The organism is Pantoea sp. sgz302252 (genome assembly GCF_042610525.1).
Classification (GTDB): Bacteria; Pseudomonadota; Gammaproteobacteria; order Enterobacterales; family Enterobacteriaceae; genus Erwinia.
Map to the genome: position 1 here is coordinate 410,187 of NZ_JBHDVM010000001.1, position 17,832 is coordinate 428,018.

The 17,832-nt window shown below is 56.2% G+C and carries 17 protein-coding genes; 11 read left to right on the top strand and 6 right to left on the bottom strand.

What is annotated here, in order from left to right; genetic code table 11:
- The first annotated feature begins 60 nt into the window (after positions 1-60).
- Positions 61-1,044 (top strand): L-Ala-D/L-Glu epimerase, encoded by a 984-nt coding sequence (gene ycjG, locus ACETPC_RS01920; protein WP_380178106.1) that lies wholly within the window; start codon positions 61-63, stop codon positions 1,042-1,044.
- Here ycjG and mpaA read toward each other — a convergent pair.
- Positions 1,024-1,731: a murein tripeptide amidase MpaA gene (mpaA, locus tag ACETPC_RS01925; protein ID WP_380178108.1), complete on the bottom strand. Its 708-nt coding sequence runs from the start codon at positions 1,729-1,731 to the stop codon at positions 1,024-1,026. The genes ycjG and mpaA overlap by 21 nt on opposite strands.
- A gap of 169 nt (positions 1,732-1,900) precedes the next feature.
- On the opposite strand from mpaA, the gene ACETPC_RS01930 reads away from it, so the two are divergent.
- The 3 genes from ACETPC_RS01930 (at position 1,901) to licT (ending at position 5,000) form a co-directional block, all read left to right on the top strand.
- Complete coding sequence (locus ACETPC_RS01930) at positions 1,901-3,520, top strand: ABC transporter substrate-binding protein (protein WP_380178109.1); 1,620 nt, start codon at positions 1,901-1,903, stop codon at positions 3,518-3,520.
- Positions 3,521-3,645: 125 nt separating this feature from the next.
- Positions 3,646-3,975 (top strand): hypothetical protein, encoded by a 330-nt coding sequence (locus ACETPC_RS01935; protein ID WP_380178111.1) that lies wholly within the window; start codon positions 3,646-3,648, stop codon positions 3,973-3,975.
- A 161-nt stretch (positions 3,976-4,136) separates the two neighbouring features.
- On the top strand, positions 4,137-5,000 hold the full coding sequence (licT, locus tag ACETPC_RS01940) for a BglG family transcription antiterminator LicT (RefSeq protein WP_380178112.1): 864 nt from the start codon (positions 4,137-4,139) through the stop codon (positions 4,998-5,000).
- A gap of 85 nt (positions 5,001-5,085) precedes the next feature.
- On the opposite strand, the gene ascB is transcribed toward licT, so the two are convergent.
- Positions 5,086-6,474, bottom strand: coding sequence for a 6-phospho-beta-glucosidase (ascB, locus tag ACETPC_RS01945; protein WP_380178114.1), 1,389 nt, complete (start codon positions 6,472-6,474; stop codon positions 5,086-5,088).
- Positions 6,475-6,493: 19 nt separating this feature from the next.
- Entirely contained in the window at positions 6,494-8,368 is a 1,875-nt protein-coding gene (gene bglF, locus ACETPC_RS01950; RefSeq protein ID WP_380178116.1) for a PTS beta-glucoside transporter subunit IIABC, read from the bottom strand.
- 329 nt (positions 8,369-8,697) lie between these two features.
- On the opposite strand from bglF, the gene zntB reads away from it, so the two are divergent.
- Positions 8,698-9,681, top strand: coding sequence for a zinc transporter ZntB (gene zntB / locus ACETPC_RS01955; protein WP_380178118.1), 984 nt, complete (start codon positions 8,698-8,700; stop codon positions 9,679-9,681).
- Here the strand turns inward: zntB and ACETPC_RS01960 are convergent.
- The gene (locus ACETPC_RS01960) at positions 9,658-9,816 is read right to left on the bottom strand and encodes a hypothetical protein (RefSeq protein ID WP_380178120.1); all 159 of its coding nucleotides are present in this window, start codon (positions 9,814-9,816) and stop codon (positions 9,658-9,660) included. The two genes, zntB and ACETPC_RS01960, sit on opposite strands and share 24 nt — an antisense overlap.
- A gap of 160 nt (positions 9,817-9,976) precedes the next feature.
- Here ACETPC_RS01960 and ACETPC_RS01965 point away from each other — a divergent pair, with 160 nt between their 5' ends.
- The 3 genes from ACETPC_RS01965 (at position 9,977) to dbpA (ending at position 12,727) form a co-directional block, all read left to right on the top strand.
- Positions 9,977-10,129 carry a hypothetical protein gene (locus ACETPC_RS01965; protein ID WP_380178838.1) on the top strand — a complete coding sequence of 51 codons (153 nt, stop codon included), beginning with the start codon at positions 9,977-9,979 and terminating at the stop codon, positions 10,127-10,129.
- Between the two features lie 203 nt (positions 10,130-10,332).
- Positions 10,333-11,226: a tRNA 2-thiocytidine(32) synthetase TtcA gene (gene ttcA, locus ACETPC_RS01970; RefSeq protein WP_380178122.1), complete on the top strand. Its 894-nt coding sequence runs from the start codon at positions 10,333-10,335 to the stop codon at positions 11,224-11,226.
- A 121-nt stretch (positions 11,227-11,347) separates the two neighbouring features.
- A complete protein-coding gene (dbpA, locus tag ACETPC_RS01975; RefSeq protein WP_380178124.1) occupies positions 11,348-12,727 on the top strand; it encodes an ATP-dependent RNA helicase DbpA in 1,380 nt (459 codons plus the stop codon).
- A gap of 43 nt (positions 12,728-12,770) precedes the next feature.
- Here the strand turns inward: dbpA and ACETPC_RS01980 are convergent, their stop codons facing one another.
- Positions 12,771-13,058 carry a putative quinol monooxygenase gene (locus tag ACETPC_RS01980; RefSeq protein WP_380178126.1) on the bottom strand — a complete coding sequence of 96 codons (288 nt, stop codon included), beginning with the start codon at positions 13,056-13,058 and terminating at the stop codon, positions 12,771-12,773.
- A 321-nt stretch (positions 13,059-13,379) separates the two neighbouring features.
- Here ACETPC_RS01980 and ACETPC_RS01985 point away from each other — a divergent pair, with 321 nt between their 5' ends.
- On the top strand, positions 13,380-13,646 hold the full coding sequence (locus ACETPC_RS01985) for a DUF333 domain-containing protein (protein ID WP_380178128.1): 267 nt from the start codon (positions 13,380-13,382) through the stop codon (positions 13,644-13,646).
- Here the strand turns inward: ACETPC_RS01985 and ACETPC_RS01990 are convergent.
- A complete protein-coding gene (locus tag ACETPC_RS01990; RefSeq protein ID WP_380178130.1) occupies positions 13,643-14,644 on the bottom strand; it encodes a 2-hydroxyacid dehydrogenase in 1,002 nt (333 codons plus the stop codon). The genes ACETPC_RS01985 and ACETPC_RS01990 overlap by 4 nt on opposite strands.
- Positions 14,645-14,806: 162 nt before the next feature.
- On the opposite strand from ACETPC_RS01990, the gene ACETPC_RS01995 reads away from it, so the two are divergent.
- Both ACETPC_RS01995 and ACETPC_RS02000 read left to right on the top strand, forming a co-directional pair.
- On the top strand, positions 14,807-17,425 hold the full coding sequence (locus ACETPC_RS01995) for a YdbH family protein (RefSeq protein WP_380178132.1): 2,619 nt from the start codon (positions 14,807-14,809) through the stop codon (positions 17,423-17,425).
- Positions 17,422-17,613, top strand: a complete 192-nt coding sequence (locus ACETPC_RS02000) for a YnbE family lipoprotein (RefSeq protein ID WP_380178134.1) — start codon at positions 17,422-17,424, stop codon at positions 17,611-17,613. Before ACETPC_RS01995 ends, ACETPC_RS02000 begins: the two co-directional genes overlap by 4 nt.
- The last annotated feature ends 219 nt before the right edge of the window (positions 17,614-17,832 follow it).

Here is a 17,832-nt window from a genome sequence, read left to right on the forward strand (position 1 = left end):
AAATATTCCTGAAGTGACCAGGGTGTTGAAGGAAAATTTCTCTGCTAAAAGGAAGCGCTAATGAGAAGAGTCAAAGTCTGGCCGGAAGTCTGGCCGTTACGCGTTCCCTTTGTTATCGCACGCGGCGGCCGTAGCGAGGTTGGCGTGGTGGTAGTTTCGCTGGAAGAAGAGGGCCTGACCGGCATTGGCGAATGCACGCCTTATGCGCGCTATGGCGAGACGGCAGCCTCAGTGCAGGCGCAAATTACCTCGCTGCTCGACAAACTGGAACAGGGAATGACGCGTGAGCAGTTACAACATGCGCTACCGGCTGGCGCAGCGCGCAACGCTGTCGATTCGGCATTGTGGGATCTTGAATCCCAAAAATTAAATAGCGATCTTTGGCGGTTAACCGATGTCGTTCGTCCCGTCTCGGTAGAAATGGCGCAGACTGTCAGCATCGACTCGCCGGAGGTCATGGCCAGCGGCGCGCTGGCGCTGTGGCAAAACGGCGCCCGACTGCTGAAAATTAAAATGGACAATGCGCTAATCACCGAGCGGCTGGTCGCTATTCGTGCTGCCGTTCCGGAGGCAACGTTAATTGTGGATGCGAACGAATCCTGGCACAGCGAAGGCCTGGCGGCGCGCTGCCAGCTACTGGCCGACCTCGGGATTGCTATGCTTGAGCAACCTTTGCCGGCAGCGGAGGATGCGCCGCTGGCAAACTTTATTCATCCTTTGCCAATCTGCGCCGATGAAAGCTGCCATACGCGGGAAAGCCTGCCGCAGCTGGCTGGCCGTTATGAGATGGTTAATATCAAACTGGACAAAACGGGCGGCCTGACGGAAGCGCTGGCGCTGGCCGCTGCTGCTCAGGCGGCCGGGCTGGAGGTGATGCTGGGCTGTATGCTCTGCACCTCCAGGGCCATCAGCGCAGCTTTGCCATTAACGAGCGGCGCGCGATTCGTCGACCTGGACGGCCCGACCTGGCTGGCGCAGGACGCCACAGGCGCGCTGGACTTTCGCTGCGGCAAAATCGTGCTTTCAGAAGGATTTGCTCAATAGCTCCACCAGCGCATCCAGATATTTTTCGCTGGCTTCGTCGGCCGAAACCGGCGGCAGTTCGACGGTAATCACCGGCAGGCTCAGATCGGCGCACCAGCTGCCGAACGAGCCTGGCGTGGCATAGCCGACCGAGGTCACCAGCGGCAGCGCCAGCTTTTGCGCCAGCCAGCCGCCGATTTCACTGCCCTGAGGATCTTCCACACAGGCCAGGGGCTCATGAAAACTCACCACCCACGCCGGATCGAGCTGATGGATAAGCGTGCACAGCGCCTGGGTTTCAGGTTCCGAACCCGCATTTTCGCCCGCTGAAAGCGTTACGTCGCGCTCATCCGCCGCGCTGTTCCAGCGGTAAACTGTTTCGCCCGGCAGCCAGTTTGCCGCCGGAAAGTTACGGTTTAAATCGACGCCGCTGGCGTTGGCCCGCAGGCCAAACTGACAGCCATCGGGGTTGACGGCCAGCACCACATGGTGCCGCCGGTGATTTTCCTGCAAAGTCCGCATGGCACAGGAAAGCGTAATTACCGCCGCCGTTTCGTCGCCGTGGGTACCAGCCAGAATCAGCCCACTTTCGCTGTCACCTTGCGGAGCGGGGAACCACAACAAAGGCGCGCCCAATACGCTGCTACCGTAGCGACGGCGTTCGGCGTTGAGCTTGCCGCGACGTGGACGAGGATGGTGCAAATGCATAGCGACTCCGTAAACGTTAAGCGAAAGCCTTTTTATAGCAGAGTCAGCGCCTGCAGGGGATGGCAAATTCATATCCTGTGAGGTGACAAAGGGGAAAATGCTGTAATTATCACAAGGAGTTGCGCTAAAGTTCCTTGCACCGCCCCATACCGCATACCGAGGTATCCTGATGAGGAACGCTATCTATTCTACGCTGACGCTGCTGGCCCTGAGCGTCAGCGCTGCTGTTAATGCCGCCGAGGTGCCGTCCGGCGTTGAACTGGCTGCCCGCCAGGAGATTGTTCGCCATATCAAAGACGAGCCTGCCTCGCTCGATCCTGCTAAAGCCGTAGGGCTGCCGGAAATTCAGGTTATCCGCGATCTCTTTGAAGGGCTAACCAGCCAGGACGCTCAGGGTAAAAGTGTGCCTAGCGTGGCCACGCAGTGGCAAACCACCGATAACAAAACCTGGATTTTTACCCTGCGTAAAGATGCGCGCTGGTCAAATGGCGATCCCGTAACCGCCAACGATTTTGTTTATAGCTGGCAGCGGCTGGTGGATCCCAAAACCGCCTCGACGTTTGCCTGGTTCGCCGATCTGGCCGGTATCGCCAACGCTGCCGCCATCACCAAAGGCGAACTGCCGCCCGCTAAGCTGGGCGTGACCGCGCTGGACGATTACCGGCTGAAAGTCACGCTGGATAAACCCGTACCTTATTTCGTCAGTCTGACCGCTAATTTCAGCCTCTATCCCGTCCCGCAAAAGGTTATCGCGCAGCAGGGCGCAGCCTGGACGCAGCCCGGCAAGCTGGTAGGCAACGGCGCCTATCAATTAGAGGAAAGGGTAGTCAATGAAAAACTGGTGCTGGCGCGCAACAAAAATTACTGGGATAACGCCCATAGCGTGCTGAATAAAGTCACCTTCGTACCCATTAGCGAAGAATCGAGCGCCACCAAACGCTATCGCGCTGGCGATATTGATATCACCGAATCTTTTCCCAAAAATATGTACGGCCTGCTGAAAAAGCAGATCCCCAATGAGGTTTATACGCCGGATCAGCTGGGGACTTATTACTATGCTTTTAATACGGTAAAAGGGCCAACAGCGGACGAGCGAGTGCGTAAAGCGCTCTCCTGGAGCATAGACCGCCGCATTATCGCCGATAAAGTGCTGGGCACCGGCGAAAAGCCTGCCTGGCATTTTACGGCAGATGTTACCGCAGGTTTTCAGCCACAGCCGGGCTTTTTGCAGCAGCACAGCCAGGCAGAGCTCAACGAGCAGGCAAAAGGGTTGCTGGCGGCGGCGGGCTACGGGCCAACGCATCCGCTTAATCTGACGCTGCTGTATAACAGCTCGGAAAACAACCAGAAAATCGCCATTGCCGTCGCCTCAATGTGGAAGAAAAATCTGGGCGTTAACGTAAAGCTGCAAAATCAGGAGTGGAAAACCTATATCGACAGCCGTAACAGCGGTAATTTCGATGTTATTCGCGCCTCCTGGGTGGGCGACTACAATGAACCCTCTACCTTTTTAAGCCTGCTCACCAGCAGCCACAGCGGCAATATTTCCCGTTTTAAAAACGCCGCCTACGATGAGCTGCTGGCGAAAGCGAGCCGGGAAACCAACAGCGAAATCCGCAACCAGGATTATAACCGCGCCGAGCAAATCCTGGCGGACAAGGTACCTATAGCGCCAATTTATCAGCTCTCCAACGGCCGCCTGATTAAGCCCTGGGTCAAAGGCTATCCGATAACTAATCCGGAAGACGTCGCCTATAGCCGCATGCTCTATATCCTTAAACATAATTAAGCTTCAGGCCGGCAGCGCTGCCGGCTAACGAGCAATAAACCAGCAAATAGTGTCGCTGCTTTATGCATCGTTATCTTGCCGCCGGAGGATAATCGGCTGTAAGACTCTTCTTAACCAGGTGCTTTATGAACAAAATCGGTGTTGTGCTCACTCTTGCGTTACTGCTGTCTGGCTGCGCGTTAAAACAGTATCCCGCATCGCCGCCGGTCAGCGATGTGCAGCAAACCCAGCTCGATTGTCCCGCCGTGGAAAAAGAGATTGCCAGCCAGCAGCAGGTTCAGCAGCAGATTGATAAAACCGGGGAATTTAACGGACTCACCGTGCTGGGCTTTATCGGCGATTTTGGCATCGGTAACGGCGTGGCGAAAAGCCTGGCGCAAAAACATGCCGACCAGCGGATGGACCAGCTGAAAACGCTGGAAAAAGCCAAATGTTCCGCCGGGCTAACCAGCTAAAACAAAACGAATTCCGGGACATCTCACAACTTTGTCACCGTATGCTTGAGCTGAATCCGCAATGAATTAAGGTAGCGACTGGATCGTTACTGCTTCGCTGCAGGCAAAACCTGACCCCGGCGCGATCCGAAAGTCAGGTTTTTTTATGGGCGGGTATCAGCATGGAAATTATCAAAATACTCAATAACAACGTGGCGGTAGTGCTCGATAAGCAGGGCAAAGAGCAGGTTGTCATGGGGCGCGGCCTCGCTTTTCACAAGCGGCCGGGCGAAGAGCTCGACGCCACACAGGTCGAAAAGGTGTTCACCTTGCAGGATAGCCAGCTGGCAGGCAGGCTGGGTGAACTGTTGATGGCGATCCCGCCCGAGGTTATTGCCGCCAGTGAATGCATTATCACGCTGGCCCGGCAGTCGCTGACCGGCATTCTGCATGAAAGCCTGGTCATTAGCCTGACCGATCACATTAATTTCGCGCTGCAGCGCCAGCGGCAGCAGATCCCGTTGCGCAACGTGCTGCGTTGGGAAATCCATTCGCTTTATCCCAAAGAATATGAGCTTGGCCTGGCGGCGCTGGAGATAATCAACCAGCGGCTGGGCGTGCGCCTGGAAGAGGACGAAGCGGGCTTTATCGCGCTGCATCTGGTTAACGCCCAGCTGCACAGCGATATGCCGGAGGTACTCTATATCACGCGGTTTATGCAGCAGATCCTCGATATCGTAAAGTATCAACTGCAAATTGAGTACCAGCGCGATTCGCTAAGCTATAACCGCTTTGTCACCCATCTTAAGTTTTTCGCCCAGCGCATATTGGGAAAAAAGAGCGTTGCCAGCGGCGATCGAGCGCTGCAGGAGATGGTGCGCAACCGCTATCCGCAGGCCTGGCGCTGCGTGGATAAAATTGCACGCCACGTAGAAAAGCATTACGCCTGGTCGCTGGAAGGTGAAGAGCAACTCTTTCTGACTATCCATATCGAGCGGATCAGAAATGAAACGCTGGCGCCGGAAGAGCGTGAGGGCGAGACCTGAGCACGGACTGCGCTGCCGTTTTATGCCGGGCGCCAGCATGCAGCAAAAAATAGCAGCAGGACAACTGGCCCTGTCACGCTGGGGTTTATTTCAGCGTGGCGCCGTGGCTCTTAATCACATCCTGGTACCACCAGAAGCTTTTCTTTCTTTTGCGCGCCAGCGTGCCCTTGCCCTGGTCGTCACGGTCAACGTAGATAAAGCCGTAGCGTTTTGACAGCTCGGCCTTAGAGGCGCTGACTAAATCTATCGGCCCCCAACTGGTATAGCCCCAGATTTCCACGCCATCCTCAATCGCCTCGCGCACCTGAACCAGATGATCGTTCAGATAGGCGATGCGGTAGTCGTCATTGATGCTGCCGTCCGCTTCGATTTTATCTCTGGCGCCCAGGCCGTTTTCCACGATAAACAGCGGTTTCTGGTAGCGATCGTAAAGCTCGTTCAGCAGCAGGCGCAGCCCCAGCGGATCGATCTGCCAGCCCCATTCCGTAGCGGGCAGGTGCGGGTTGGGCACCATATTCAAAATGTTGCCGCGCGCCTGCGCCTGCTCTTTATCCGCCGTGGCGCAGCCGCTCATGTAATAGCTAAAAGAGATATAATCTACCGTTTCGCGTAAATCGATCTTATCCTGCTCGCTTATCTCCAGCTCTACGCCGCGCTGTTTGAAAAAGCGGCTCGCCCAGCTGGGGTAGGCGCCGCGTGCTTGTACATCGCCGAAGAACAGCCATTCCCGATTCTTTTGCAGCGTTTCCAGCATATCTTCTGGCCGGCAGCTAAGCGGATAGAGTAGGCCGCCCAGCAGCATATTGCCGATTTTCCCGTCCGGCACGATTTGGTGACAGGCTTTGACCACGCGGGCGCTTGCCACCAGCTGGTGGTGAATTGCCTGATAAACTGCCTGGCTGCTGCTCTCTTCCGGCAGGCCCACGCCGGTGAAAGGCGCATGCAGCGACATATTGATTTCGTTAAAGGTCAGCCAATATTTTACCTTGTGCCTATAACGTTCAAAAAGCGTGCGGGCATAGCGCTCGAAGAAAGCGATGGTGTTACGGTTACCCCAGCCACCGTAGTTTTTCACCAGACCCCAGGGCATTTCGTAATGCGAAATCGTTACCATCGGCGCGATGTTATATTTCGCCATTTCGTCAAACACTCGATCGTAAAAAGCCAGGCCGGCTTCGCACGGCTGCTCTTCGTCACCCTGAGGATAAATACGCGTCCAGGCGATAGAAATGCGTAAAACAGTAAAACCCATTTCAGCGAACAGACGGATATCTTCCGGATAGCGATGATAAAAATCGATGGCGATATCCTTGATATTGAAGTCGCCCGGCTGGCGCTCCACTCGCTCACCAAAGATGCCGTGAGGCTGCAAATCGGAGGTAGAAATGCCTTTGCCGTCCTCCTGCCACGCGCCCTCGACCTGATTAGCGGCAATCGCGCCGCCCCAAAGAAAGTGCTGCGGAAACTTGCTCATCTTTTACTCCTTGTTGCGATTAAATAATCAGCGTCAGCAGCTCGCTGTTCTCCTCTACCTGCTGCCGATCTTCGCCAGGTAACACATCCAGATAGTCGTCGCTGTTGCTGACGATAACCGGCGTAGTCAGGTCGTATCCCGCTTCCCGTATCGCGGCGATATCAAACTCAATCAGCAAGTCCCCGCGCCGGACTGGCTGATTCTGGCTGACGTGCACGGTAAAGTGCTTACCGTTCAGCTTTACCGTATCTACGCCAATATGAATCAGTAGCTCCACACCGCTATCGGCGAGCAGGCCTATGGCATGGCCGGTATGAAACAGCGAGGCCACAGTGCCGTCTACCGGAGCGATAACGCGGCCTCTGTCGGGAATAATGCCGGTGCCTTTGCCCAGCAGTCCGCTGGCGAAAGTTTCATCTGCTATCTGTTGCAGCGGGACGATTTTGCCGCTTAGCGGGCTGGGCAGGATAATTTTATTGATCAAGGTAGCGGGGGATTGCTGCGTTTCATCAGTAGCGGCCACCTCCGCGCGCGTCACCGGCATGCCAAAAAGAAAAGTCGCTACCGTGGCGAAAATCCACGCCAGTGCGGCGCCCGCGATGACGGCATAGACGGTGATATCAATGCCGGTTTTCGGCACGCTCTGAAAAATAGTGAATACACTGGCCAGCCCGAACGAATAGACGCTCGCATGGAAATAGCCGATCAGCGCCGCACCCAGCGCGCCACCGACACAGCCGAAAATAAAGGGGCGACGATTGGGCAGGGTGACGCCATACACCGCCGGTTCGGTAATACCGAAAATAGTGGCGCTGAAAGCGGAAGCCGCAATGCCTTTCAGCTTGTTATCGCGGGTTCGCAGCATTACGCCCAGCGTTGCACCGCTTTGCCCCATGACGGCGGCGAACAGCAGCGGCGCCATAAAATCCTGGCCGTGCATGCTGAGGTTATTAATCATCAGCGGCACCAGTCCCCAGTGCAGGCCAAAAATAACGAAAACCTGCCAGAACCCGCCCAGAAAAAGCCCGGCAACCAGCGGGCTGAGCCCGTAGATCCATAGATAGCCGTCCGCCAGCAGCCTGCTTAGCCAGGTAGCAACCGGGCCAATCACCAAAAAGCTCAGCGGTACCACCAGAACCAGACAAATCAGTGGTGTAATAAAATTACGTATGGCATCCGGCATGCGTGGATTGACTGTTCGCTCAATCAAACTGGCGAGCCAGGCGGCCAGCACTATCGGGATCACCGAAGAGGCATAGTCGATGAGCACCACCGGAATGCCAAGAAAAGAGAAAGCGGCTTCGCCAGACCCGGCATCGCTGAAGGCCTGCCGCATAACCGGATGGACTAACGCGGCGCCGATCGCCATTGCAATAAAAGGATTGCCGCCGAATTTTTTGCCTGCGCAATAGCCCAGCACCACCGGGAAAAAGAAAAACAGCGCGTCGCTGGTGACAAACAGGATTTGATAGCTGCCGCTCTGCTCCTCACAGATCCCCAAAGCCAGCGCCAGCGCCAGCAGGCCTTTGAGCACGCCGGAGGCCGCCATAACGCCGAGAAACGGCGTAAAAATGCCGGAAACAATATCGATAAAGCGGTTAAACAGTGACTGTTTTGCGGGCGCGGCGCCAGACTGCTCGCCTTCGCTCAGACCGCCTTCGGTGAGCACAGCCCGGTAAACATCGCCAACATGATTGCCAATCACTATCTGATGCTGGCCGCCGCTTTCCACCACGGCAATGATACCCTGATTTTTTTCCAGCGAGGCTATATCGGCCTGGGCAGCGGATTTTAGCCTGAAGCGTAGCCGGGTGGCGCAGTGCACCAGTGACTCGATATTTTGTGGACCGCCCACGCCCTGCAAGATTTGTCGGGCCAGCTGCTGATATGACATGTCGGACTCCCTGCGATCTTCGCTACCGCCGCGGCTGGCGGCAAGCCAAAAAAAAACCTGAACCCGCTATTTTGCGCAGTGGCGAAAATAGCGGGTTCAGGTTTTGCCTGCTTAAACAGTAACAATCCTGATGAGCAGCCAGAATAATTTCCCGTCCGTGGTGAAAAAACAAGCACAGAAACAAGACAAATACCTGGATTGTGAACCGGGTCGGATTTTAGTTGCAGAATGACATGCTTTTTAACGCCTGCCGCCAGAAAGGGGATTTTGCATTGCCATAGCGGCAGGCTAGACTGTAGCGCATTGATTATGCTGAGCGTGGAGCAGTTGTGGAAAGCATAGCAGGTAAAGCCCTACAGGTATCGGACGCCATTATTTCCTGTCAGTTAGATGGCAAGGGCGGTTTGATTCCGATTGATGACAAAGACGTAATTCACTGTGATAAGCCCTGCTGGCTGCACCTTAATTACACGCACCGCGAAAGCGCAGAGTGGCTGATGTCCACGCCGCTGATCCCGGACGCCGTCCGCGACGCGCTGGGTGGCGACAGCATGCGGCCAAGAGTCAACCGGCTTGGCGACGGCACCATGATTACGCTGCGCAGCGTTAACCTGAACAGCGAATCGCGGCCCGATCAGCTGGTGGTTATTCGCGTATTTATTAACGAGAAACTGATTGTTTCCACTCGTCAGCGCAAAGTATTCGCTATTGACGAGGTACTGACCGATCTGCAAAACGGCAACGGCCCGGTAAACGGCGGTAGCTGGCTGGTGGACGTCTGCGATGCGCTGACCGATCACACCAGTGAATTTATTGAAGATCTGCACGATAAAATCATTGAGCTTGAGGATGCGGTAGTGGATCAGCAGGTGCCGCCAAGAGGCGAGCTGGCGCTAATCCGCAAGCAGCTAATTATTATGCGGCGCTATATGGCACCACAGCGGGATGTCTTTTCGCGTATCGCCAGCGAGCGCCTGCCCTGGATGAGCGATGACGATCGGCGGCGCATGCAGGATATCTCCGACAGGTTAGGGCGCGGGCTGGACGATCTGGATGCCAGCGTGGCGCGCACGGCGGTGCTGGCGGATGAAATCAGTTCGGTAATGGCAGAGGCGATGAACCGCCGTACCTATACCATGTCGCTGCTGGCGATGGTGTTTTTGCCTACCACCTTCCTGACCGGCCTGTTTGGCGTCAACCTTGGCGGCATTCCCGGCGGTAACTGGCGCTTTGGCTTCGCCACTTTTTGTTTTTTGTTAGTGGCGCTGGTGCTGGGGGTTGCCTGGTGGTTACGTCGTCGTAAATGGCTGTAATTTATCGTGGCTCTGCGGGATAAAGCGCAAAAAGCGGGCAAAAAGCTGATCGACATCAATAAAAGGCCGCAGCGGCTGGGGCAAACTCTCTCTCGCAGGTGAATGCAACGTCAAGCGATGGGCGTTGCGCTCCATATTGTCTTACTTCCTTTTTTGAATTACTGCATAGCACTTTTAATTCATACGAGCCGGCGTTAGCCGGCTTTTTTTTGCCCGTTTGCCAGCATGGACGTGGCTGCCTATGCTTAAGGTTCACCTTAAGTCTGAGGAGGAAGATATGCTGTCCGACTACGTAATGGATACACCGCGAGCTTCCGACCCGGTTCCGACCGATCCTATTCCAACCGATCCCGTACCTATTCCGGAGCCGATTCCGTCACCGCAGCCGATGCCCGATCCGCCGCCGGACGTGCCGGATCCTATTACCGATCCGCCACCACATATGTAATAGCGCTTGTCCGGTGGCAGACTGATCCCAACGTCAACGCCTTTGTTTTCTGGCCGGTTAGCGCAACCGGCCTTTTTAATCAGCCGCAGATGAAGACTTGCCGAATATTTCCACCTCCGTTAAAAACCCGTATAATCCGCGACAGTTCAACGCCCAACCAGGAAACCCGCCGCCGGTTCGACCGCTCGGTGCAATAAGTATTTATGAACCAGACTGATACAAGAAAAGAGACGCTCGAGTTTAACAAGCTGCAGAAGCGCCTCAGAAGAAACGTCGGCAACGCCATTATCGATTACAACATGATTGAAGAAAACGATGTGGTGATGGCCTGTATGAGCGGCGGCAAAGACTCCTTCGCCATGCTGGATATCCTGCTTAACCTGCAAAAAGTCGCGCCCGTGAAGTTTGAGGTGGTGGCCGTTAACCTTGACCAGAAGCAGCCCGGTTTCCCCGAGCATATTCTGCCGGATTATTTTGAAAGCCTGAATATTCCTTACTATATCGTCGATAAAGACACCTATTCGGTAGTTAAAGAGAAAATCCCGGAAGGCAAAACCACCTGCGGCCTCTGCTCCAGGCTGCGTCGCGGCACGCTGTACTCGTTCGCCGAGCGCATTGGCGCCACCAAAATCGCGCTGGGCCACCATCTGGACGATATAGTGGAAACCCTGTTTCTGAATATTTTCCACGGCGCGCGCATGAAGGCGATGCCGCCGAAGCTGCGCTCCGACGATGGTCGCAATGTGGTGATCCGTCCGTTGGCTTACTGCCGGGAAAAAGACCTGATCGCTTATTCTGAGCAGAAAAACTTCCCGATTATTCCGTGCAACCTTTGCGGCTCGCAGGAAAACTTACAGCGTCAGGCTATCAAAGCCATGCTGGCCGAGTGGGATAAAAAAGAGCCGGGCCGCGTGGAAAGCGTTTTTAAATCGCTGCAAAACGTTAGCCCAAGCCAGCTGGCGGATCGCAACCTGTTCGACTTTGTTAATCTGCCGCTGGATCGCGAAGGCGAAAGGGAAGAGTACGCCTTTAGCGAAGCGACGGTTTCCTCGACCAATATAGATAAATCGATGTTTATCGATGTCACTAATATCTAGTTGCCGGGAGGCGTAAAGCCTCCCACATTCAGCCCAGGGCTTGCCGACGGCAGTAACCTCCGCCAGCGCTTTCTGCTACACTCTGGGCCAATCCCTCCTCCGGTTTTTCAGAGAGTAATTTGTGAGCGCTTTTTCAACCCTGACTTCCCTGCCAGCCAGCCAGATCGCCAATCTTAACGAGCTGGGCTACCACAGCATGACCCCGATCCAGGCTGCGGCGCTGCCCGCCATCCTCGAAGGCCGCGATGTCCGCGCCCAGGCGAAAACGGGCAGCGGCAAAACCGCCGCTTTCGGGCTTGGCGTTATGCAGCGTATCGACGCCGCGCAGTTCGTAACCCAGTCGCTGGTGCTTTGCCCAACGCGTGAACTGGCTGACCAGGTAACCAAAGAGCTGCGCCGTCTGGCGCGGTTCGCCGCTAATATCAAAATTCTGACGCTGTGCGGCGGCCAGCCGATGGGCGCCCAGCGCGATTCGCTGATCCATGCTCCGCATATTGTCGTTGGTACGCCGGGACGCATCCTTGACCATCTGCAGCGCGAAACCCTGAAGCTGGATAGCCTGGCTACGCTGGTGCTGGACGAGGCCGATCGCATGCTGGAAATGGGCTTCCGCGAGGATATCGACGCCATTGTAAGTTATGCGCCGCCAGCGCGTCAGACGCTGCTCTTTTCCGCTACCTGGCCGCAGGATATCGCGCAGATCAGCCAGCGCATTCAGCGCGAGCCGCTGAGCGTGGAAACGGATGTGGTCAGCGATTTGCCAGCGGTCGAGCAGGCATTTTATGAAGCCAGCGGCCGGGAAAAACTGCCCGCGCTAATCGGCTTGCTTAGCGACAGGCAGCCTGCATCCTGCGTCGTGTTCTGCAACACTAAGCGCGAATGCGATGATATCGCCGCCGTGCTGGAGAGCCATCAAATAAGCGCACTGGCGCTGCATGGCGATCTGGAACAGCGTGAAAGGGATCAGGTGCTGGTTCGCTTTGCCAACGGTAGTTGCAGAGTATTAGTCGCAACGGACGTTGCAGCACGCGGGCTGGATATCAAAGCGCTGGCGATGGTGGTGAACTATCAGCTCTCTTACGATCCGGAAGTGCACGTGCATCGTATCGGGCGTACGGCACGCGCTGGCGCAGAGGGAACTGCAATCAGCCTGGTATCGCCAGATGAGATGATCCGCGCCCATGCGCTGGAAGATTTTTTGCAGCAAAAGTTAAACTGGCGCAGCGTGGCGGAACTGAAAAGCATCGCGCCGCGCCCGCTGCCAGCGGAAATGGTGACGCTGAGTCTGGATGGCGGTCGTAAAGCAAAAATCCGTCCGGGCGATATTCTGGGGGCGCTTACCGGCGAGGCGGGGCTGAGCGGCGAGGCGATTGGCAAAATTGATATTGGCCCGACCCAGGCCTGTGTTGCTATCCGACATGACAGCGCGCGCCAGGTCATGAAGCAGCTGCAGCAGTTGAAAATCAAAGGTAAGAACTGCCGCGCACGGCTGTTGAAATAGCCGAAAGACGAGCCCCGCTTGCGGCGGGGCTCAGCAGCCGAACTCAGAATTTTATCACTTCCGGCGGCTGCGCCAGCAGCGGCTCGGCGTCGGCCATCAGGGTTTTAAAGTGGGGCTGTCCGCCGTGAATATCGACTGCCTGCGCATCCTGCCAGGTTTCATGAAACAGAAAGACATTGCCGTCTTCTACGCTGCGGTACAAATCGTAATGAACGCAGCCAGCTTCCGCGCGCGCGGGCTTAACGCCTGCGTTCAGCACTCTTTTTAACTCGTCCGCTTTGCCTGCTCTGGCAGTAAATTTAGCCACGATACGAACTTGTTGATCGCTCATTTCCCTCTCCTTAGATAAAACCTTATTTAGCCTGGCCTCTGTTAAGCTGCCGAAACGTGACAGATATCATGCCATAAAGTTTCTGGCGCTTCAGGCTGTTGCTGTATGCCTTTTTGGCTTAAAGCACATAACGCCAACCCTTGTAAGCAAAAGGTTTGTGACGCTGTCACGCAGGGTTGGCGGCGAATGAGTGATAAATAAGAATAGCGGCTATTGCCATTCACCGTTTTTAATTTGGTAAATATTCGTGACTGCGCTCGACCCGGCCTGCAACCTGACATATGCTGACCCACGCCTATTTACCACTCCCGGAGTTTTCAGATGAGAGCAGCGACCTTTCTGTTTATCGGCTGCACCCTGCTTGCAGGCTGTAGCAGCAGCGATAACGAACCGCCGCAACAGGCCACCAGCGCCCATGTCCCGCCTAAAGTCGTGATGTCCGATTTAGCGGCCAGCGCCTGTGAAAACGCCGGGGGAACGCTGGCGCTTTCGCGCCAGCTGGATGGCAGTTCGGTAGGCATGTGCCAGCTGGCTAACGGCCGCCGCTGTGGTGAAAGCGCGCTGGCCAGCGGCAGCTGCATTCGCTAAACGCCCGTCGCGGTCAGCTCGTTCCCGCAGGGCTCGCCTTTTTCAAGCTGGCGCAGGTTTTGCAGCGTGGTGGTGGCGATGCTGGTTAAGGCTTCCGCCGTCAGAAAAGCCTGATGGCCGGTAAACAGCACGTTATGGCAGGCCGAAAGGCGACGGAAGATATCATCCTGAATAACATCGTTGGACTTATCTTCAAAAAAGAGATCGCGTTCGTTTTCATAAACGTCCATACCCAGCGAGCCGATTTTTTGCATTTTCAGCGCGTCGATTGCCGCCTGTGAATCAATTAAACCGCCGCGGCTGGTATTAATGATCATTACGCCATCTTTCATCTGCCGGAAAGCCGCCATGTTCAGCAGATGATTATTCTCCGGCGTTAGCGGGCAGTGCAGCGAAATAACATCTGCTTCCTTAAACAGCGTTTTGATATCCACATAGCTCGCACCCAGCTCAAGCGCCTGCGGGTTAGGATAAGGGTCAAACGCCAGCAGGCGCATGCCGAATCCTTTAAGAATACGCAGCGTGGCGATGCCGATTTTGCCTGTGCCGATGATACCGGCGGTGCGGCCATGCATATTAAAACCAATTAAGCCTTCCAGCGAAAAGTTAGCATCGCGGGTGCGCTGATAGGCCCGGTGGATACGGCGATTCAGCGTCATCATTAAACCGACGGCATGTTCGGCAACGGCTTCAGGTGAATAGGCAGGCACGCGCACTACCTGCAATCCAAGCTCTTTGGCAGCATCAAGATCGACGTTATTAAAGCCAGCGCAGCGCAGCGCGACAAATTTGATGCCCAGCGCCGCCAGCTCTTCCAACACTTCGCGGCCGCCGTCATCATTAACGAAAATACACACGCCGTCGCAGCCTGTCGCCGTTTTCGCCGTCTTTGCCGTCAGCAGAAAATCGAAAAATTCCAGCTCGAAGCCATAGCTTTCATTAACCTGCTCCAGGTATTTCCGATCGTACTGTTTGGTACTGTATACCGCGAGTTTCATGCATTCTCTCCCTTAGCCGTCAGATAACCTAAGCATAACAATATTTCTCATCCTGCGGCTGCGGTAAAATTTACCTGTATGGGTATAATTCGGGCTGAAATCTTCTCGCGGCGCGCGGGACGTGCCATGATTTACGCCTGCTTATAAGGAATGGATGGAGCTATGACCCGGGGCTGGAAGCTTTTTTTGGTTGCGACAGCGGCCGCAGCGGCACTAACTGGCCTGATGCTGCTGACGCTAAGCTGGTGGCTGCCGCGCCTGGCCGGATTCTGGCTGCCCGCCGCCACTACGGTCAGGCTGGAAGGAAATCCGCACTGGCGCACTGGCGGACTATGGTTACCCGGCATTCACTATCGGGTAGAGGGCTGTGAGCTGGCAGAGGCCAAAGATATCACCTTGCAACGGCATGCAGGGCGCTGGGCTCTGGGCGCAAAGCGGTTGCAGATCGACAGCGCCTGCTTTGCTAAACTGCCGGAAAGCAGCAGCCAGCCCGCCGCGCCGCGTTCGTTGGCACAATGGCAGGCGATGCTGCCAAAAGCAGATGTGGTAATAGGTGAGCTAAGCCTGAATCCGTGGCAGACCTGGGCTGGTGAACTGCGGCTTAGCCTGGAACCACGCCAGCAAATTATCCGCTGGCGGAGTAACAACCTCTCTTTGCAGGCTGATCTTACAGGTCGGCAATTACTCTTACAGTCCCTGACTCTGAACGCACCTGGCATGACCGAGCCCGTCACCCTCAAAGGGGAGCTCAGGCTACCGGAAGTGCCAGATCGCCTGCCCGACAGCGGCGAGCTGGCTGCTGAGCTAAACATTGCCAGCGTGCCGCAGCCGCTTCGGGCCAGCCTTATCTGGCGGCAAAACAGCGGCACGCTGGCGGTTAGCGCGCAAAATGACGAGCTGCCGCTGGTAAGCCTGCCCTGGCAAATTACCGCGCAGCAGATAGCTGTTAAGCAGGGAAGCTGGCGCTGGCCTTATGCCGCGCAGCCGCTGTCGGGCGGCGTGGCGCTAACGCTGGATAACTGGCAGCAGGGCCTGCCAGCCATGGAGGTAACCGGTCGTCTGAACGTGCTGACGCAGGGGCGCGGCGGCAAAGGCAACGTAGTGCTGTCGCTGGGGCCAGGCCATCTCGACTGGGCACAAAGCCAGCTGCCTTTTCGCCTGACGGGCGAGAGCAAACTGGCGCAGCTGCTTTTCTTTGCCGGGATCCCGGGCGAGCTTCAGGGGCCGGTTCTCGACCCCATACTACGGCTTGAGCCAGGCGCACTGTTGCGGATGCGCGGGCGTTTGCTCTCCACGCTGGAGGTAGATGAAGCGCGCTGGCCGCTTTCCGGGCTGGCCGTTTCGTCCGCGGGCATCGATGGGCGACTGCAGGCGATCCTTTCCGCACACGATCCGCAAATGGGCAGGTTCCGGCTGCATCTGGACGGCCGCGCTGCGGCATTCTGGCCGGATAAAGGGCGCTGGCAATGGCGTTACTGGGGCGACGGGCTGATGGCGCCGCTGGCGGCAAAATGGGATGTAAAGGGACAGGGAAGCTGGCAGGATCGGCAAATTGAGCTGGCCTCGCTTTCTACAGGCTTCGATCAGATCCGCTATAGCGGCGTAAAAATCAATAGCCCCAGGCTAACGCTGGCGGAACCGGTACGCTGGCAGCGCGATACGGCTACGCCAGGCTTTAGCGGAAAGTTCCGCCTGAATGCGCAGCGTACCGACTTTACCAGCGGCGGCTATCTGCCGCCCGCTGAGCTGCAGCTTGATGTAACGGGCAGCGATCCGGCGAATTTCAATTATAAGGGCAGCCTGGCTGCCGAGCCGGTTGGGCCAGTCAAAGTGCAGGGTCGCTGGGACGGCGAGCGGCTGCGTGGCCAGGCCTGGTGGCCGCAGCAGTCGCTGAAAGTTTTTCAATCGCTGCTCAGCGAGGATTTAAAAATGACCATCCGCGACGGCACGCTCAGAGCACAGGCCGCTTTTTCCGCCGCGGCCGGGCAGGGATTTACGGCGGGCGGACACTGGGTGGTTAACGGCGGCAGCGTGCGAACGCCAGATAACCGCTTTAGCGGCATCGATTTTTCTCTGCCGTTCCGGCTAAATGCGGGCCAGTGGCGCTTTGGCGCGAAAGGCCCGGTTGAGCTGCGCATCAAAGAGGTAAAAAACCAGTTTGCGCTAAGAAATATTCATGCCGATCTGCAAGGCTGGTATCCCTGGAGCAGCAGGCAGCCGCTGCGCTTAAGCAATGTTGGCGTTGATGTGCTGGGCGGCCAGCTTAGCCTGGTCAGTCTGCAAATGCCGCAAACCGAAGCGGCAACGCTGCGGCTGAAAAACATCAGCATGAGCGAGCTGGTTACCGCTATCCAGCCGAAAAAGATCGCCATGTCCGGCCATATTGACGGCGCGCTGCCGCTGTGGCTGCAAAACTCGGCCTGGCTGGTGAAAGACGGCTGGGTGAACAATAACGGCCCGCTGACGCTGCGGCTGGACAAGGATTTCGCCGACGCGCTTGCCACCGGTAATATTGCAGCCGGTGCGGCAATGGACTGGCTGCGCTATATGGAAATTTCCCGCAGTCGGGCCACGCTGGATATAGACAGCGAAGGTAATATGCTGATGAAGGCACAGGTTAAGGGCACCAGCCGCTTCAGCGATAAAAATCAGCGCGTGGCGCTGAACTATCAGCAGCAGGAAAATCTTTTCCAGCTCTGGCGCAGCCTGCGCTTTGGCGATAATTTGCAGTCGTGGATGGAACAACACGCCGCTCTGCCAGCACAAGGAAAACCTGAATGAATAAAGCTTTGCCGATCCTGGCGGGCGCGCTGCTCAGCGGCTGCGTTCCGCGCATTGAGATCGCCGCTCCGAAAGAGCCGATTACCATCAATATGAACGTAAAAATCGAGCACGAGATTGAGATCAAAGCGGATAAAGATGTGCAGAAGCTGCTAAAAAACGGCGAAGACGCGCCGCTGCGGCAATAAAAAAGCAGCCGTCAGGCTGTTTCAGACTGCTGAACCTAAAGCGATGGAGGGCCTGTGGAGCACTACGGGACAGGGACGTCCCGTACTGAGCCGCCACGGATGGTGCTTTTTGCGTCTTTGCGGAAGACACAGGCCCTCCTGAGCCGGCACCGGTATACTTTGTCATCAACCACAAGCAGCCGTCAGGCTGCTTGTGGTCAGACGGGTAAAACGCCGTTA

What these genes read in the sequence shown, in the direction of transcription:
- ycjG (WP_380178106.1), top strand. Translation starts at nt 61, where the DNA reads ATGAGAAGAGTCAAAGTCTGGCCGGAAGTCTGGCCGTTACGCGTTCCC.
- mpaA (WP_380178108.1), bottom strand. Translation starts at nt 1,731, where the DNA reads ATGCATTTGCACCATCCTCGTCCACGTCGCGGCAAGCTCAACGCCGAA.
- ACETPC_RS01930 (WP_380178109.1), top strand. Translation starts at nt 1,901, where the DNA reads ATGAGGAACGCTATCTATTCTACGCTGACGCTGCTGGCCCTGAGCGTC.
- ACETPC_RS01935 (WP_380178111.1), top strand. Translation starts at nt 3,646, where the DNA reads ATGAACAAAATCGGTGTTGTGCTCACTCTTGCGTTACTGCTGTCTGGC.
- licT (WP_380178112.1), top strand. Translation starts at nt 4,137, where the DNA reads ATGGAAATTATCAAAATACTCAATAACAACGTGGCGGTAGTGCTCGAT.
- ascB (WP_380178114.1), bottom strand. Translation starts at nt 6,474, where the DNA reads ATGAGCAAGTTTCCGCAGCACTTTCTTTGGGGCGGCGCGATTGCCGCT.
- bglF (WP_380178116.1), bottom strand. Translation starts at nt 8,368, where the DNA reads ATGTCATATCAGCAGCTGGCCCGACAAATCTTGCAGGGCGTGGGCGGT.
- ACETPC_RS01960 (WP_380178120.1), bottom strand. Translation starts at nt 9,816, where the DNA reads ATGGAGCGCAACGCCCATCGCTTGACGTTGCATTCACCTGCGAGAGAG.
- ACETPC_RS01965 (WP_380178838.1), top strand. Translation starts at nt 9,977, where the DNA reads ATGGATACACCGCGAGCTTCCGACCCGGTTCCGACCGATCCTATTCCA.
- ttcA (WP_380178122.1), top strand. Translation starts at nt 10,333, where the DNA reads ATGAACCAGACTGATACAAGAAAAGAGACGCTCGAGTTTAACAAGCTG.
- ACETPC_RS01980 (WP_380178126.1), bottom strand. Translation starts at nt 13,058, where the DNA reads ATGAGCGATCAACAAGTTCGTATCGTGGCTAAATTTACTGCCAGAGCA.
- ACETPC_RS01985 (WP_380178128.1), top strand. Translation starts at nt 13,380, where the DNA reads ATGAGAGCAGCGACCTTTCTGTTTATCGGCTGCACCCTGCTTGCAGGC.
- ACETPC_RS01990 (WP_380178130.1), bottom strand. Translation starts at nt 14,644, where the DNA reads ATGAAACTCGCGGTATACAGTACCAAACAGTACGATCGGAAATACCTG.
- ACETPC_RS01995 (WP_380178132.1), top strand. Translation starts at nt 14,807, where the DNA reads ATGACCCGGGGCTGGAAGCTTTTTTTGGTTGCGACAGCGGCCGCAGCG.
- ACETPC_RS02000 (WP_380178134.1), top strand. Translation starts at nt 17,422, where the DNA reads ATGAATAAAGCTTTGCCGATCCTGGCGGGCGCGCTGCTCAGCGGCTGC.